The organism is Microbacterium tenebrionis, assembly GCF_903645325.1.
GTDB lineage: Bacteria > Actinomycetota > Actinomycetes > Actinomycetales > Microbacteriaceae > Microbacterium > Microbacterium tenebrionis.
The window spans coordinates 61359-76580 of the sequence record NZ_CAHJXQ010000002.1; the positions used below are offsets into that span (position 1 = coordinate 61359).

At 68.0% G+C, this 15222-nt stretch carries 10 protein-coding genes and 1 pseudogene; 7 read left to right on the top strand and 4 right to left on the bottom strand.

What is annotated here, in order from left to right; genetic code table 11:
• Window positions 1–74: 74 nt before the first annotated feature.
• The 4 genes from HWX58_RS03695 to HWX58_RS03710 are packed head-to-tail and all read right to left on the bottom strand — an operon-like array spanning window position 75 to window position 4134.
• Entirely contained in the window at window positions 75–845 is a 771-nt protein-coding gene (locus tag HWX58_RS03695) for an ABC transporter ATP-binding protein (protein ID WP_175985704.1), read from the bottom strand.
• Window positions 842–1789, bottom strand: coding sequence for an ABC transporter ATP-binding protein (locus HWX58_RS03700; RefSeq protein ID WP_175986121.1), 948 nt, complete (start codon window positions 1787–1789; stop codon window positions 842–844). Before HWX58_RS03700 ends, HWX58_RS03695 begins: the two co-directional genes overlap by 4 nt.
• 43 nt (window positions 1790–1832) lie before the next feature.
• Window positions 1833–2810 (bottom strand): branched-chain amino acid ABC transporter permease, encoded by a 978-nt coding sequence (locus HWX58_RS03705; RefSeq protein WP_175985705.1) that lies wholly within the window; start codon window positions 2808–2810, stop codon window positions 1833–1835.
• 10 nt (window positions 2811–2820) lie between these two features.
• Window positions 2821–4134 (bottom strand): ABC transporter permease subunit, encoded by a 1314-nt coding sequence (locus tag HWX58_RS03710; RefSeq protein ID WP_372456263.1) that lies wholly within the window; start codon window positions 4132–4134, stop codon window positions 2821–2823.
• A 247-nt stretch (window positions 4135–4381) separates the two neighbouring features.
• On the opposite strand from HWX58_RS03710, the gene guaB reads away from it, so the two are divergent.
• From guaB to guaA, 7 genes and pseudogenes are all read left to right on the top strand, one after another.
• Window positions 4382–5884, top strand: a complete 1503-nt coding sequence (gene guaB / locus HWX58_RS03715) for an IMP dehydrogenase (RefSeq protein WP_175985707.1) — start codon at window positions 4382–4384, stop codon at window positions 5882–5884.
• 123 nt (window positions 5885–6007) lie between these two features.
• Window positions 6008–6151 (top strand): annotated as a pseudogene (locus tag HWX58_RS03720) (DUF2277 domain-containing protein); the annotation flags it as partial.
• Between the two features lie 20 nt (window positions 6152–6171).
• Complete coding sequence (locus tag HWX58_RS03725; protein WP_175986122.1) at window positions 6172–7287, top strand: GuaB3 family IMP dehydrogenase-related protein; 1116 nt, start codon at window positions 6172–6174, stop codon at window positions 7285–7287.
• Window positions 7288–7360: 73 nt separating this feature from the next.
• Window positions 7361–8116, top strand: coding sequence for an SURF1 family protein (locus tag HWX58_RS03730; protein ID WP_175986123.1), 756 nt, complete (start codon window positions 7361–7363; stop codon window positions 8114–8116).
• 202 nt (window positions 8117–8318) lie between these two features.
• The gene (locus HWX58_RS03735) at window positions 8319–12986 is read left to right on the top strand and encodes an ExeM/NucH family extracellular endonuclease (protein ID WP_250646080.1); all 4668 of its coding nucleotides are present in this window, start codon (window positions 8319–8321) and stop codon (window positions 12984–12986) included.
• An 82-nt stretch (window positions 12987–13068) separates the two neighbouring features.
• Entirely contained in the window at window positions 13069–13593 is a 525-nt protein-coding gene (locus HWX58_RS03740; RefSeq protein WP_175985709.1) for a DUF3817 domain-containing protein, read from the top strand.
• Entirely contained in the window at window positions 13590–15167 is a 1578-nt protein-coding gene (guaA, locus tag HWX58_RS03745) for a glutamine-hydrolyzing GMP synthase (protein ID WP_175985710.1), read from the top strand. Before HWX58_RS03740 ends, guaA begins: the two co-directional genes overlap by 4 nt.
• Window positions 15168–15222: the final 55 nt, after the last annotated feature.

The following is a 15222-nucleotide window of genomic DNA, read 5'->3' on the forward strand; positions in this document are numbered from 1 at the left end:
TGTGCGCTGTGCGCAGTGTGCGCTGTGCGCAGTGTGCGCTGAGCGCTGTGCGCTGCTTGCGGGGGTGCTGGAGGTCAGTCCTCCTGACCCAGCGTTCCCAGGTACAGGCCGATGACCTTCGGGTCGGCCAGCAGCTCGCGTCCGGTGCCGGTGTGAGCGTCGTGGCCCTGATCGAGCACATAGCCGCGATCGCAGATCTGCAGGCAGCGGCGCGCGTTCTGCTCGACCATGATGGTCGTCACGCCCGCCTTGTTGATGTCGGAGACGCGGATGAACGCGTCGTCCTGACGGACGGGGGAGAGGCCGGCCGACGGCTCGTCCAGCAGTAGCACCGCCGGATCCATCATCAGGGCGCGACCCATCGCAACCATCTGCCGCTCACCGCCCGAGAGCGAACCCGCACGCTGCTTGAGTCGCTTGCCGAGCTCGGCGAAGATGCCGGTGACGAAATCCAGGCGCTCCGAGAAGACGCGGGGGTTCTGGTAGAGCCCCATCTGCAGGTTCTCCTCGATGGTGAGCGAGGGGAACACGTTGTTCGTCTGCGGCACGAACCCCACCCCGCGGGCGACGAGCTTGTCGGACTTCAGCCCGACGATGCTCTCGCCGTTGACGGTGATGTCGCCGCCGCGCACGTTCACCATGCCGAAGATCGCCTTCAGCAGCGTCGACTTGCCCGCTCCGTTCGGTCCGATGATGCCGATCAGCTCGCCCTTGCGGGCGACGAGGTTCGCGCCGTTGATGATGTTGATGCCCGGGAGATAACCCGCCGTCAGGTTCGAGACGTCGACGACGACGCGGTCGGTCTTGGCCGCCTCGCCAGTGGGAACTGCTGCGGTGGCGCTCATGGCTTCTCCTCCTCGGCCTCGGCGATCGACGCCGCCTCCTCCTGATGGATGTCGTCGAGCAGCGTCTGCGCCTCGGCATCCAGCTCCCCCTCGACGCGTCCGGTGACGACACCGAGATCGACATCCTGGTGGGCGCCGAGGTACGCGTCGATGACGGCCTGATCCTGCATGACCTCATCGGGCGGCCCCTCGGCGACCACGCGTCCCTCGGCCATCACGACGACCCAGTCGGCGATGTGACGCACCATGTGCATGTCGTGCTCGACGAACAGCACGGTCATGCCGAGCTCCTTCAGGTCGAGGATGTGATCGAGCAGCGACTGCGTGAGCGCGGGGTTCACGCCGGCCATGGGCTCGTCGAGCATGACGAGGGTGGGGTCGTTCATCAGCGCCCTGGCCATCTCGAGGAGCTTGCGCTGACCGCCCGAGAGCGATGCCGCGTAGTCCTCCTGCTTGGCGTCGAGTTTGAAGCGCTCGAGCAGGGCGCGAGCCTTCTCCTCGATCTTCTCCTCCTGGGCGCGCCAGAGCCACGGGAACATGCTCTGCCAGAAGCTCTCACCGCGCTGATCGGTGGCGCCGAGCTTCATGTTCTCGAGCACGGTGAGCAGCGAGAGCGACTTGGTGAGCTGGAACGTGCGCACCTGACCCATTCGCGCGACCTTGAACGACGGCACGCCGCTGAGGTTCTTGCCGTCGAACGACCATGAGCCGTCGTTGGGCTTGTCGAACCCGCACAGCAGGTTGAACAGGGTCGTCTTGCCCGCGCCATTGGGGCCGATGAGCGCCGTGATCGCGCCGCGGGGGATCTCGAGGTGGTCGACGTCGACCGCGGTGAGTCCGCCGAAGCGGCGCGTCACGTGATCGGCCACGAGGACCGGGTCGACCTTGGCGACGCCGGGGGCGGCCGGACCCTTGGCGAGTCCGGTCGTCTTGGGGCGGCGGATGCTGCCGGTCTGCGACCCTTCGACAGGCTCAGGGACCGAGATGTTATTTGACAAAGGTCAGCTCCCTCTTGTTTCCGAGGAGTCCCTGCGGGCGGAAGATCACCAGCAGCATGAGCGCCAGGCCCACCAGCACGAAGCGGAGCGTGCCCGCCTGGATCGACGAAATCGGCAGGATGCCCTGCGCCGCGAGTGCGGGGAGCACACCGTCCAGAAACGCCATGATCACCCAGAAGATGACGGCACCGAGGACGGGGCCGAACACGGTCGCCGCACCACCGAGCAGCAGGATCGTCCAGATGAAGAACGTCAGGCTCGTCGTGTACGTCGCCGGGACGACCGCGCTCGGCAGTGCGAACACGAGGCCACCGAGCGAGCCGAAGACGCCGCCGATGATGAGCGCCTGCATCTTGTAGCTGAAGACATTCTTGCCCAGCGAGCGCACGGCGTCCTCGTCCTCGCGGATGCCCTTGAGCACGCGCCCCCAGGGACTGCGCATGAGGGACCACACCATGAGGATCGCGATCGCCAGCAGGATCAGACCGAACACGCGCACCCACAGATCGTCCGCCGAGTACGTCCACGGACCGAAGCCGTACGTGCCCTGCGGGAACGGGTTCGCCGCGCGGAAGCCGGCGTGATATCCGCCGAGTCCGTCGGCGGAGTTCGTGAACTCGTCGAACGCCGTCGTCGTGAACAGCAGGCGCACGATCTCGGCGGCCGCGATCGTCACGATGGCGAGATAGTCCGCGCGCAGACGCAGCGTCGGGATCCCGAGGATGACCGCGAAGACGGCGGCGCCGATCATGCCGATGATGATGCCCAGCCACCAGGGCAGTCCGAACGAGAGGATCGAGATCGCGTAGCTGTACGCGCCGATGGCCATGAAGCCCGCCATGCCGAAGTTCAGCAGGCCCGCATAGCCGAAGTGCACGGCGAGGCCGGTGGCAGCCAGTGCGTAGGCGATCGTCGTCGGGCTGAACAGCCAGCCCGCGGTGTTGTTGAGGATTCCGCCCCAGTCCATGCTCGTGCCCCTAACCGATTCTCTCGCGGCGACCCAGGATGCCCTGGGGTCGCACCAGCAGGATGAGGATGAGTACGGCGAGCGCCCCGACGTACTTCAGATCGGACGGCAGCCAGAGCGTCGAGACCTCGACGAGGATGCCGACGATGAGTGCTCCGATGAGGGCGCCGAAGGCGGTGCCGAGTCCGCCGAGTGTGACGGCGGCGAACATGAGGAGCAGGATGTGCACCCCCATGTCCCACTTCACGCCGGGGCGGAAGTAACCCCACAGCACGCCGGCGAGGCCGGCGAGCGACGCCGACAGGATCCAGACGGTGCGGATCACGCGGTCGACGTTGATGCCGGATGCGGCGGCGAGTCCCGGGTTGTCGGAGATGGCGCGCGTCGCCTTGCCCACCCGGGTGCGCAGCAGCCAGAAAGCGACGGCGACGATGACGACGATGCTGATCCCCATCGACATCATGTCGACGACCGACAGCTTGATCGGGCCGAGCAGCTGGATCTTGGGTGCGTCGGCTCCCGGGAGCTGCCGGGTGGATCCGCCCATGAAGAACTGGATGACGTAGCGGATGAGCAGGGAGAGGCCGATGCTCACGATCATCAGCGGGACCATGCCGATGCCTCGGTGCCTGAGCGGTCGCCAGAGCCCGGCATCCAGCCCCCAGCCGAGGGCCGCGCCGAGCAGGAGGACGATCGGTATCGTCACCCACATGGGCACCGCGTAGAACGAACCGAACACCACCGCCATGACGGCGCCGAAGGTCACCATCTCGGCGTGTGCGAAGTTCGTCAGCCCCGTCGTGCCGAAGATCAGCGAGACGCCGATCGCGGCGAGGGCGAGGAGAAGACCGAAGTTGAGGCCGTTGATGAGGCGTTCGACCAGCTGATCGAAGAACGAGGTGGTGACGCGTTCGCCCTCGCCGAGGAACAGGTTGAGGATCTTCGATCCGGTCAGCCCGAACTCGACTTCGAAGGAGGCCGTCGTGCCCTGCGAGGGCTGCGTGCCCTCGGGGAGCTGTGCGGCGTCGACGATGACGCCGTCGGGAAGGGTCTCCTCGTCGACGGTGATCGTGTAGGTGTCCTTCTCGGGCACGTACAGGCGCCAGGCGCCGGTCTCGTTGGTGACGGTCTCGGCCTCGAAGCCGTTGCCCTCCACCGAGATCGTCACATCGGGAACCGGTTCATCGTCGTACTTGATGACACCGGCGAAGTAGAAGTCGGTCTGCTCCTGATCGGCGCCGGGAGTGTCTGGCGCGGATGCGCTCGCGGACAGCGGCGCCCCTAGGACCGCCAGCGCGGCGATGAACACGCCGAGAAGGGCAATCAACACGGGGTGGGATCGCCTCGCGCGCAAGGTCTTTGGACTCACAGGGCCTCCTGTCCGGATACGCAGACCGAGGCTGATCGGGTTCGTCGACCTCGGTGTACGACGCTATGAGCGTAATGTGTCGATTCTGTTTCAGCCAAGGCACAATCTGCTCACGGCGTGGCGCGGGCCCGGGAATATGCGCGCGCCCCAGGGCGCTTAGAATTGGTACACCGTCGACGCAGCCCCCGCAGGAGGATCTTTCATGGACCAGCACGATCCCTTCGGTTTCGTCGGACTCACCTACGACGACGTCCTTCTTCTCCCCGGGCATACCGATGTGATCCCCAGTGAGGCCGACACCTCCTCGCGCATCACGCGTCGGATCTCTGTCGCCACCCCGCTGCTGTCCAGCGCCATGGACACCGTCACCGAATCGCGCATGGCCATCGCCATGGCGCGTGAGGGCGGCATCGGCATCCTGCACCGCAATCTCTCGATCGCCGATCAGGCCGCGCACGTCGACCGCGTCAAGCGCAGCGAGTCGGGCATGATCACCGACCCGATCACCACGACGCCCGACGCGACCGTAGAAGAGGTCGACGCGCTGTGCGCGAAGTACCGAATCTCGGGACTTCCCGTCGTCGACGACGACGGGCACCTGGTGGGCATCATCACCAACCGCGACATGCGGTTCGTGTCGGAGTTCGAGCGGCCCAGCACCTTTGTCAAAGACGTCATGACGTCCTCGGATCTGGTGACGGCTCCCGTCGGAGTCGCCGCGGGCGAGGTCATCGCGCTGTTCGCGAAGCACCGCGTCGAGAAGCTGCCGCTGATCGATGAGCACGGCAAGCTCGCGGGCCTGATCACCATCAAGGACTTCGACAAGAGCGAGAAGTACCCGCTCGCCACGAAGGACGAGCACGGACGTCTGCGCGTGGGAGCTGCGATCGGCTTCTTCGGCGACGCCTGGGAGCGCGCGGAGGCACTGCGCGACGCCGGTGTCGACGTGCTGGTCGTCGACACCGCCAACGGCCAGTCGCAGGGCGTCATCGACCTCGTGAAGCGGCTGAAGGCCGACGAGTCGTTCGCGCACATCGACGTGATCGGCGGAAACGTCGCGACCCGCGAGGGCGCGCAGGCGCTCGTCGACGCGGGCGTGGATGCCGTCAAGGTCGGCGTCGGTCCCGGATCCATCTGCACCACGCGCGTCGTCGCCGGCGTCGGCGTTCCCCAGGTCACCGCGGTCTACGAGGCCTCGCTGGCGGCCCGGCCGGCCGGTATCCCGGTCATCGCCGACGGCGGCCTGCAGTACTCGGGTGACATCGCCAAGGCGCTCGTCGCCGGTGCGGATGCCGTCATGCTCGGCTCCCTGCTCGCAGGCACCGACGAGTCGCCGGGTGAGATCGTCTTCCAGTCGGGCAAGCAGTTCAAGCAGTACCGCGGCATGGGTTCGCTGGGGGCCATGCAGACCCGCGGCAAGCAGACCTCGTACTCGAAGGACCGCTACTTCCAGGCCGACGTCCCCAGCGACGACAAGCTCATCCCCGAGGGCATCGAGGGTCAGGTCCCGTACCGCGGCCCGGTGTCGGCCGTCGCGTACCAGCTCGTCGGCGGCCTGCGTCAGTCGATGTTCTACGTCGGCGCCCGCACGATCGAAGAGCTCAAGACCCGCGGCAAGTTCGTGCGGATCACGGCGGCCGGACTCAAGGAGTCGCACCCGCACGACGTGCAGATCGTCGTCGAGGCGCCCAACTACAAGAAGTGAGTCGGGATCGGGTCACGGTCGCGCAGCGACCTTGACGCGGCCCGACTCAGGTTGAGCGAGCGCAGCGAGTCGAAACCTCTGCCCGGGGTTCCACCCGTTGCGCGCCCGGCGTAGCGTGGCGGTATGTGCCGCAACATCGTTCCGCTGAACAATCTCGAGCCGGCCGCGACCGATCAGGAGTGCCAGGACGCCGCCCTGCAGTTCGTGCGCAAGATCGCCGGCACGAATGCGCCGTCGCGCGCGAACCAGGCCGTGTTCGACCGGGCGGGTAGGCTGGACGCGTGAGCATGGACATCGAACTCGGCCGAGGCAAGCGCGCGCGCCGCGCATACACGTTCGACGACATCGCCGTGGTGCCGTCGAGGCGCACGCGCAACCCCGAGGACGTCTCGACCGCGTGGACGATCGACGCGTTCTCCTTCGACACCCCGGTCATCGGCGCGCCGATGGATTCGGTCGTGAGCCCGCAGACGGCGATCATGCTCGGCAAGCTCGGCGGACTCGGCGTCCTCGACCTCGAGGGCCTGTGGACCCGCTACGACGACCCGGAGCCCCTGCTCGCCGAGATCGCCGCGCTCCCCGCAGACAAGGCGACCGTGCGGATGCAGCAGCTGTACTCCGAGCCGATCAAGCCCGAGCTCATCACCCAGCGTCTCGCCGAGATCCGCGAGGGCGGAGTGACGGTCGCCGGCTCCCTGACCCCGCAGCGGACGCAGGAGCTCTACGACACCGTCGCAGCCGCCGGCGTCGACCTGTTCGTGATCCGCGGCACGACCGTGTCGGCCGAGCACGTCTCGAGCGTCGACGAGCCCTTGAACCTCAAGAAGTTCATCTACGACCTCGACGTCCCCGTGATCGTCGGTGGGGCCGCGACCTACACCGCGGCCCTTCACCTCATGCGCACGGGCGCAGCAGGCGTCCTCGTCGGATTCGGCGGGGGAGCGGCATCCACCACCCGCGCGACCCTTGGCATCCACGCCCCCATGGCCACCGCCGTGTCGGACGTCGCCGCGGCCCGCCGCGACTACCTCGACGAGTCCGGCGGACGTTACGTGCACGTGATCGCGGACGGCGGCGTCGGCACCTCCGGCGACATCGTCAAGGCGCTCGCCATGGGCGCGGATGCCGTCATGCTCGGCGTCGCGCTCGCGCGCGCCACGGATGCACCCGGTCGCGGCTTCCACTGGGGCCCGGAGGCGCACCACCCGCAGCTGCCGCGCGGCCGCCGGGTCGAGACGCCCGGTATTGCGACGCTCGAAGAGGTCCTCTACGGGCCCGCGCCGGTCGCCGACGGCACCGCGAACCTCATCGGTGCGCTGCGCAAGTCGATGGCCACCACCGGGTACTCCGACCTGAAGGAGTTCCAGCGCGTCGAGGTCGTGCTCGCCCCCTACGAGTCGTGATCGGCGCTCGTCGCCCGTGACCTCATCGACCGCTCCCGCTGCGCAGGAGTTCCCGCCGACCCTTCGAGAGGTGATGCTGCGCGGCCGCTGGATCGCCGTGCTGTGCGCCTGCCTCGTGGTGGCCGGGGTGTTCGCCTTCCTCGGTCAGTGGCAGCTCCAGCGCGCGATCGACACCGACCCGCCGCCCGCCGGGATCACGGAGCAGGTGCGGCCGCTCGCCGAGGTCCTCGAACCGGGGGAGTACCTGCCGGAGCCGCTCGTCGGCCAGCGCGTCGAGACGTCCGGCACATGGGTGCCCGGCGACTTCCTCGTCGTCTCTTCGCGCTTCAACGACGGCGCGGAGGGATTCTGGGTGACCGGACAATTGCGCGTCGCCGACCGCACCTCGATCGCCGTCGCCCTGGGATGGGCACCGGATCGGGAGAGCGCGGATGCCGCGGCGGCCGCCCTCGAACGGGATGCCGCAGGATCGGATGCCGACATCACCGGCCGCATCATCTCGGACGAGGGCTCCTCGCTCCCGACCAGGGACGATCCGTTCGGGATGAGCCGGATGTCGCCGGCGATGCTGCTCGGGCAGTGGCACGACACGGAGCAGCTCTCGGTGTACCGGCCGTATCTGGCCTCGGTGGATGCTCCGGACGGCCTCGTCGACATCGTCTCGCCCGCGCCGCACGAGCTCTCCAGCGTCAACTGGCTGAACGTCTTCTACGCGATCGAGTGGGCGGTCTTCGCCGGCTTCGCGTTCTACATCTGGTATCGGCTCGCCAAGGACCGCTGGCAGCTCGAGGTCGAGGAGTTCGAGGAGCGCTCAGCCGCGGCATCCTGACCCGGATCCACCTTCGCGCCCTCCTTTCGTCCAGCCCCAACCGCATCGGCATCTATCGAAAGTCGTAGGCCGTATCGGCGCGGACGAACTTCCGGTTAGCGATCTGTGAACTCTCTCGGGAAAGTCCCAGCCCGCTCATAAGCTCACGAACGAGCCGCGTCGCACCTGCCCTGTGCAACGCCTGCGCTCTCTCGTGCGCCCCATGACGGCGCTCGGGGTCTCATCCGTCGACGAGGAGAACAAACCCATGATGTCCAACCCCGATGGTGCAGCGCAGCGCGCTGGGTCGTCCATCGCACGCAGACGCGGGCGCATCGTCGCCGTCGCGCTGACCACAGCCTGCACGATGGGCTTCGGATCGCTCGTCGCCGCCCCGGCCTTCGCGGCCGCCGATGGCACGGGCGTCGTCATCAACGAGGCGTATCTCTCCGGCGGCAGCGCCGGCGCCGCCTTCAAGAACAAGTTCGTCGAGCTGTACAACCCGACCGGCTCCGACATCACCCTCGACGGCATGTCGCTCCAGTACCGCTCGGCGACGGGAATCGGCAACTCGAACGGCGTCGTCGCCCTCTCCGGCACCATTCCCGCGGGCGGCCACTACCTGGTCCAGGGCGGATCCAACGGCGCGAACGGCGCCGACCTGCCTGAGGCGGATGCCGCGGGCAACCTGAACCCGAGCGGCACGACGGGCACACTCGCACTCGTCGAGGGCACCTCCGCGGTCACACTCGGCACCGGCTCGGTCGTCGGCGCAGACGGTGTCGTCGACCTGCTCGGCTACGGCGCGTCCAACACGTTCGAGGGCGCACGCGCGACAGCGCCGGCGAACAACCAGGACGTCAAGTCGCTGAACCGCACCGATGGCGTCGACACCGACGACAACTCCGCCGACTTCTCGCTCTCGGCCACGATCACGCCCGAGGGCACCGGCGACACCGAGCCGGAGGAGCCCGAAGAGCCCGAAGAGCCGACCACGGCGACCATCGCCGAGGTGCAGGGCACCGTTGATGTGTCGCCCCTGAACGGCCAGACCGTCACCGTCGAAGGCATCGTCACGGCGGACTATCGCACCGGCGGCTACAACGGCATCGTCATCCAGACCCAGGGCTCCGGCGGCGACAGCGACGCCACCCCCGGCGCCTCCGACGGCCTGTTCGTCTTCCTGAACGGCAAGACGGTCCCCGGCGCCATCGGCGACCTCGTCTCGGTCACCGGCTCCGTCTCGGAGTACTTCGGTCAGACGCAGATCGCGCCCGCCGCGGCCGGCGACGTCACCGTCGTCACCGCCGGCGTCGGCGTTCCCACGGTGACCCCGCTCCCCGGCGACGTCGTTGGAGCAGACCGCGAGGCGTACGAGAACATGCTCGTCGCCCCCACCGGCGACTACCTCGTGGCATCCAGCCACCAGCTCTACAACTTCGGCACCCTCTGGCTGAACCCGGGCGAGCTCAACGTCAAGAGCACCGAGACGACCCGCCCCGGTGCAGACGCGAACACGATCGCGGCATCCAACCGCGCCGACCGCATCCTGCTCGACGACGGATACAACGTCCAGATCTCGAACAGCGCGCACCCCGGCGACCAGCCCTACTTCACGAAGGACACGGTCGTCCGCAACGGCGACGTCGTCGACTTCGCGGATGCCGGCTATGTGCTGCAGTACGGCTTCGACGACTGGCGACTGCAGCCGGTCACGCCGATCAACAGCGACACAGCCGGCGCCGACAAGGCGGGCTTCACCACCGCCAACGCCCGCCCTGCCACGGCCCCCGAGGTCGGCGGCGACGTGCAGGTCGCGGCGTTCAACGTCTTCAACTACTTCACGACCTTCTCAGAGGATGACTCCGACGCGCGGGGTGCGAAGAACCAGGCGTTCTTCGACGTCCAGCGCTCGAAGATCATCACCGCGATCAATGGTCTGGATGCCGACGTCGTGGCGCTGATGGAGATCGAGAACTCGGTCCACTTCGGCGACGGCACCCCCGATGTCGCGCTTCAGAACCTCGTCAACGGCCTGAACGCCGACGCGGGCACGGACGTGTGGGACTACGTCGAGACCCCGGACGCGCTGCTGAACACCACCACCGACGTCATCACGAACGCGATCATCTACAAGAAGGCCGAGGTCACCCCGGTGGGCGACCCGATGGCAGGGATCGACGAGTCGGTGTGGGGCAACGCCCGCGAGCCGATCGCGCAGGCCTTCGATATGGACGGACGCACGGTCTCGGTCGTCGCCAACCACTTCAAGTCGAAGTCGGGCGACGGCGCGGAGCCCGCTGACGGCCAGGGCCACTTCAACGCGGACCGCACCGCACAGGCGCAGTCGCTGCTGGAGTTCACCGGCGAGATCGCGGACGCCTCGGGCAGCGAGGACGTGCTGCTCCTGGGCGACTTCAATGCCTACGCGAAGGAGGACCCGATCAACGTGTTCTCCGAGGCGGGCTGGAGCGACCTCGTTCCCGCGAACGCGGCAGGCCAGTACACCTACACGTTCGACGGCGAGCTCGGCTCGCTCGACCACGCCATCGCCTCGCCGTCGCTCTACGCGTCGATCACCGGCACAGGCGTCTGGACGATCAACTCGTCCGAGTGGAGCGACCGCGGCTACGCGTTCGGCGCCACCGAGGCGGGCACCCCGTACCGCTCCAGTGACCACGACCCGGTGATCGTCGGCATCTCCAGCGAGATCCCGCCGGTGGACATCGACATCGTCACGATCAACGACTTCCACGGCCGGATCGAGGCCGACGGCGCAGCTGCCGGTGCCGCTGTGCTCGCAGGCGCCGTGAAGTCAGTGCGCGACGCGAACCCGAACACGGTGTTCGCGGCTGCGGGCGACCTCATCGGAGCATCCACGTTCACGTCGTTCATCAACGACGACAACCCGACGATCGACGCGCTCAACGCGGCCGGTCTCGAGGTGAGCGCTGCGGGCAACCACGAGTTCGACCAGGGCTGGGAGGACCTTCGCGATCGCGTGCAGGACCGCGCGGACTGGGAGTACATCTCCTCGAACGTGTTCCTCACCGAGACCGGTGAGACAGCTCTTGCGCCCGCGTGGGTCAAGGAGATGGACGGCGTGCGCGTCGGCTTCATCGGCGCCGTGACCGAGGAGCTCGACTCGCTCGTCTCGCCCGAGGGCATCGCCGATCTCGAGGTGCGCAGCATCGTCGACTCCGTCAACGACGTCGCCGACGACCTGACCGACGGCGACACCGCCAACGGAGAGGCCGACGTTCTGATCCTGCTCGTGCACGAGGGGGCGACGTCCACCGATGTCGCCAGCATCACGCCCGAGTCGGCTCTCGGTCAGATCGTCGACGGCGTCGACGACAGCGTGAGCGCGATCGTCTCGGCGCACACCCACCTCGCGTACAACCACGTCATCGACGGCCGCCCGGTCGTCTCGGCGGGGCAGTACGGCGAGAACTTCGGTCTGATGAACCTGCAGGTCGACCCGGAGTCGAAGGAACTGCTCTCGATCACCAACGAGATCAAGCCTCTGACCAAGGGCGGCGCGCCGCTCTACGAGCCCGTCGCCGCGGTGCAGTCGATCGTCGACACGGCCAAGGCCGAGGCCGACGTGCTGGGTGCCGAGAAGGTCGGCGAGATCACCGGCGACTTCAACCGCGCACGTCAGACCAACGGGTCCGAGAACCGCGGTGGCGAGTCCACGATCGGCAACTTCGTCGCTGACGTCCACCAGTGGGCGACCGGCGCGGACCTCGCCATCATGAACCCGGGCGGCATCCGCGCGAACCTGACGTACGCGTCGGCGAACGCGAACGACCCCGACGGCAACGTGACCTTCCGCGAGGCGGCGACGGTGCAGCCGTTCGCCAACACGCTGGTCACGCTGAACCTCACCGGTGCGCAGATCAAGAGCGTGCTCGAGGAGCAGTGGCAGCCGGCCGGCTCGAGCCGGCCATTCCTCAAGCTCGGCGTCTCGGAGGGGCTGCAGTACACCTACGACCCGACGGCGGCAGCCGAGGAGCGGATCACGCGTATCACGCTGAACGGCGAGCCGATCGACCCCGAGGCGTCGTACGTCGTGGCGGCCAACTCGTTCCTCGCGGCCGGTGGAGACAACTTCTTCACCTTCGCCGAGGGCACGAACAAGGCCGACACCGGCAAGATCGATCTGCAGTCCATGGTCGACTGGTTCGACGCCAACGGCACCGCGACGCCCGACCTCGCGCAGCGCGCGGTCGGCGTGACGCTGAGCGCACCGGATGCCGACGGCTACAGCGCAGGCGACGAGGTCACGATCGACCTCTCCTCGCTCGCGTTCAGCGCCGGGGAAGCCGCTCCGGGCGAGGCGACCGTGTCGCTCGGCGAGCAGGTGCTCGCCACGGGCGCCGTCGACCCGGCGATCGTCGACACCACCGACGAGGTCGGCCGTGCGAGCCTCGCGTTCACCGTCCCCGAGGGGGCGACCGGCGAGCAGCAGCTCACCGTCGTCGCAGGCGAGACGACCGTGCAGGTTCCGATCACGTTCGCGGATGCCGGCGAGGAGGAGTTCGCAGGGACCATCGAGGTCCAGGGCAACACCGTCAGCGCAGGCAAGAAGCTCACCGTCACCGGTGCTGACTTCACGCCGGGCGAGACGGTGACCGTCACCCTCGAGTCGAAGAAGGGCAAGCTCGTCGAGCTCGGCACTGTCGTGGTCGATGAGGACGGCTCGTTCTCCGCATCGCTCACGGTTCCGAAGAAGACGGATGCCGGCCGCTACACGGTCATCGTCGCCCAGGCGGACGGCGACCAGGCGACCGACCAGGTCACCGTCAACAAGGGCGGCGGGAACGGCGGCGGCATCGTCAAGGCGATCGTCGACTGGCTGATCGATCTGATCCGCGGCTGGTTCTGAACCATCGGGTAGTCACGCGAGGGCCGTCGGGAGCGATCCCGGCGGCCTTCGCCGTCCCGTCCGCGCTAGTAGACTGGACGCCATGCCCGAACCGAAAGCCGCCTCGTTCCCGAAGATCCGCGGGGCGTTGAGGTTCTATCAGATCGCCTCGGTCATCACCGGTGTCATGCTCCTCCTGCTGCTGGCCGAGATGATCCTCAAGTACAGCCCCACGCACATCGAGCTGTTCGCGGGCGGCGACGGCGGATTCCTCTGGTTCGCGCCGGTCATCGTCGGCGACGGATGCCAGTGGTACTCCCTGTTCGTCCCGGGCGGCATGGGATGCGATCTGGAATCGACCGGGCAGACCGCGGGCGGCGCGAACATCTCGCTGCTGATCCTCGTCGCGCACGGCTGGTTCTACGTCGTGTACCTGTTCGCGGTCTTCCGTCTGTGGAGCCTGATGCGCTGGCCGTTCATCCGGTTCATCACGCTCGCGCTCGGCGGCGTCATCCCGGCCCTCTCGTTCATCATGGAGGTCCGGGTCTCCCGCGAGGTCAAGGCGTACCTCGCATCCCGTGAGGCGGCACTCGCCGTAGAACCCCAGACCCAGGAGGCAGCGCGATGAGCGCCGACACCGCACAGCGCCCCGTTCTCGTCGTCGATTTCGGCGCCCAGTACGCGCAGCTCATCGCCCGCCGCGTCCGCGAGGCCGGCGTCTACAGCGAGATCGTGCCGCACACCGTCAGTGCTGCCGAGATCGCCGAGCGCAATCCGGTCGCCCTCGTCCTCTCGGGTGGCCCGTCGTCGGTCTACGAGGAGGGCGCGCCGTCGCTGGATGCCGCGATCTTCGACCTCGGCGTCCCGACCCTCGGCATCTGCTACGGCTTCCAGGTCATGGCCCGCGCTCTCGGCGGCGAGGTCGCCAACACGGGGCTGCGCGAGTACGGCGCGACCGACGCGGTCGTCGCGAACGACGGCGGCGTGCTGCTGGGCGGCCAGCCCGCCACGCAGAACGTCTGGATGAGCCACGGCGACCAGGTCTCGCGCGCGCCCGAGGGCTTCGAGGTCCTGGCATCCACCGCCGACACCCCTGTGGCAGCATTCGGCAGCGACGAGAAGTGCTTCTACGGCGTGCAGTGGCACCCCGAGGTCAAGCACTCCGACCACGGCCAGGAGGTCCTCGAGAACTTCCTGCACAAGGCGGCGGGCCTCGCCGCAGACTGGAACAGCGGCAACGTCATCGAGGAGCAGGTCGCGCGCATCCGCGAGCAGGTCGGCTCGGCCCGCGTCATCTCGGCCCTCTCCGGCGGCGTCGACTCGGCTGTCTCGACCGCGCTCGTCCACAAGGCCATCGGCGACCAGCTCACGGCCGTCTTCGTCGACCACGGGCTCCTCCGCAAGGGCGAGCGCGAGCAGGTCGAGCAGGACTACGTCGCCTCCACGGGCGTACGCCTGATCACCGTGGATGCCGCGGACACGTTCCTCGGGCACCTGCAGGGCGTCAGCGACCCCGAGGAGAAGCGCAAGATCATCGGCCGCGAGTTCATCCGCGCGTTCGAGAAGGTGCAGCGCGAGCTCGTCGACGAGGCGAAGGCCGAAGGCGAGCCCATCAAGTTCCTCGTGCAGGGAACCCTGTACCCCGACGTCGTCGAGTCCGGCGGCGGCACGGGGACGGCGAACATCAAGTCGCACCACAACGTCGGCGGCCTCCCCGACGACCTCGACTTCGAACTCATCGAGCCGCTGCGGACCCTCTTCAAGGACGAGGTCCGCGCGATCGGCCGTGAGCTGGGGCTGCCCGAGGCCATCGTCGGCCGGCAGCCGTTTCCGGGCCCCGGCCTCGGCATCCGCATCGTGGGCGAGGTCACCGCTGACCGTCTCGAGATTCTGCGCGAGGCCGACGCCATCGCCCGCGAGGAGCTGACGAAGGCCGGCCTCGACAGTGAGATCTGGCAGTGCCCCGTCGTTCTGCTCGCCGACGTGCGCTCGGTGGGCGTTCAGGGCGACGGCCGCACGTACGGTCACCCGATCGTGCTGCGCCCTGTCTCGAGCGAGGACGCCATGACCGCCGACTGGACGCGTCTGCCTTACGACGTGCTCTCGAAGATCTCGAACCGCATCACCAACGGCGTCCGCGACGTCAACCGCGTGGTGCTGGATGTGACCTCGAAGCCCCCGGGGACCATCGAGTGGGAGTGACGCAGTCGCGAGCACTCGACGATGAGTGCTGTGTGGTACTCGGCCGCGCCAGCGG

Coding starts and splice junctions, on each gene's coding strand:
- guaA (WP_175985710.1), top strand. CDS start 13,590: ATGAGCGCCGACACCGCACAGCGCCCCGTTCTCGTCGTCGATTTCGGC.
- HWX58_RS03705 (WP_175985705.1), bottom strand. CDS start 2,810: ATGGACTGGGGCGGAATCCTCAACAACACCGCGGGCTGGCTGTTCAGC.
- HWX58_RS03695 (WP_175985704.1), bottom strand. CDS start 845: ATGAGCGCCACCGCAGCAGTTCCCACTGGCGAGGCGGCCAAGACCGAC.
- HWX58_RS03730 (WP_175986123.1), top strand. CDS start 7,361: ATGCTGCGCGGCCGCTGGATCGCCGTGCTGTGCGCCTGCCTCGTGGTG.
- HWX58_RS03735 (WP_250646080.1), top strand. CDS start 8,319: ATGACGGCGCTCGGGGTCTCATCCGTCGACGAGGAGAACAAACCCATG.
- HWX58_RS03740 (WP_175985709.1), top strand. CDS start 13,069: ATGCCCGAACCGAAAGCCGCCTCGTTCCCGAAGATCCGCGGGGCGTTG.
- HWX58_RS03725 (WP_175986122.1), top strand. CDS start 6,172: ATGGACATCGAACTCGGCCGAGGCAAGCGCGCGCGCCGCGCATACACG.
- guaB (WP_175985707.1), top strand. CDS start 4,382: ATGGACCAGCACGATCCCTTCGGTTTCGTCGGACTCACCTACGACGAC.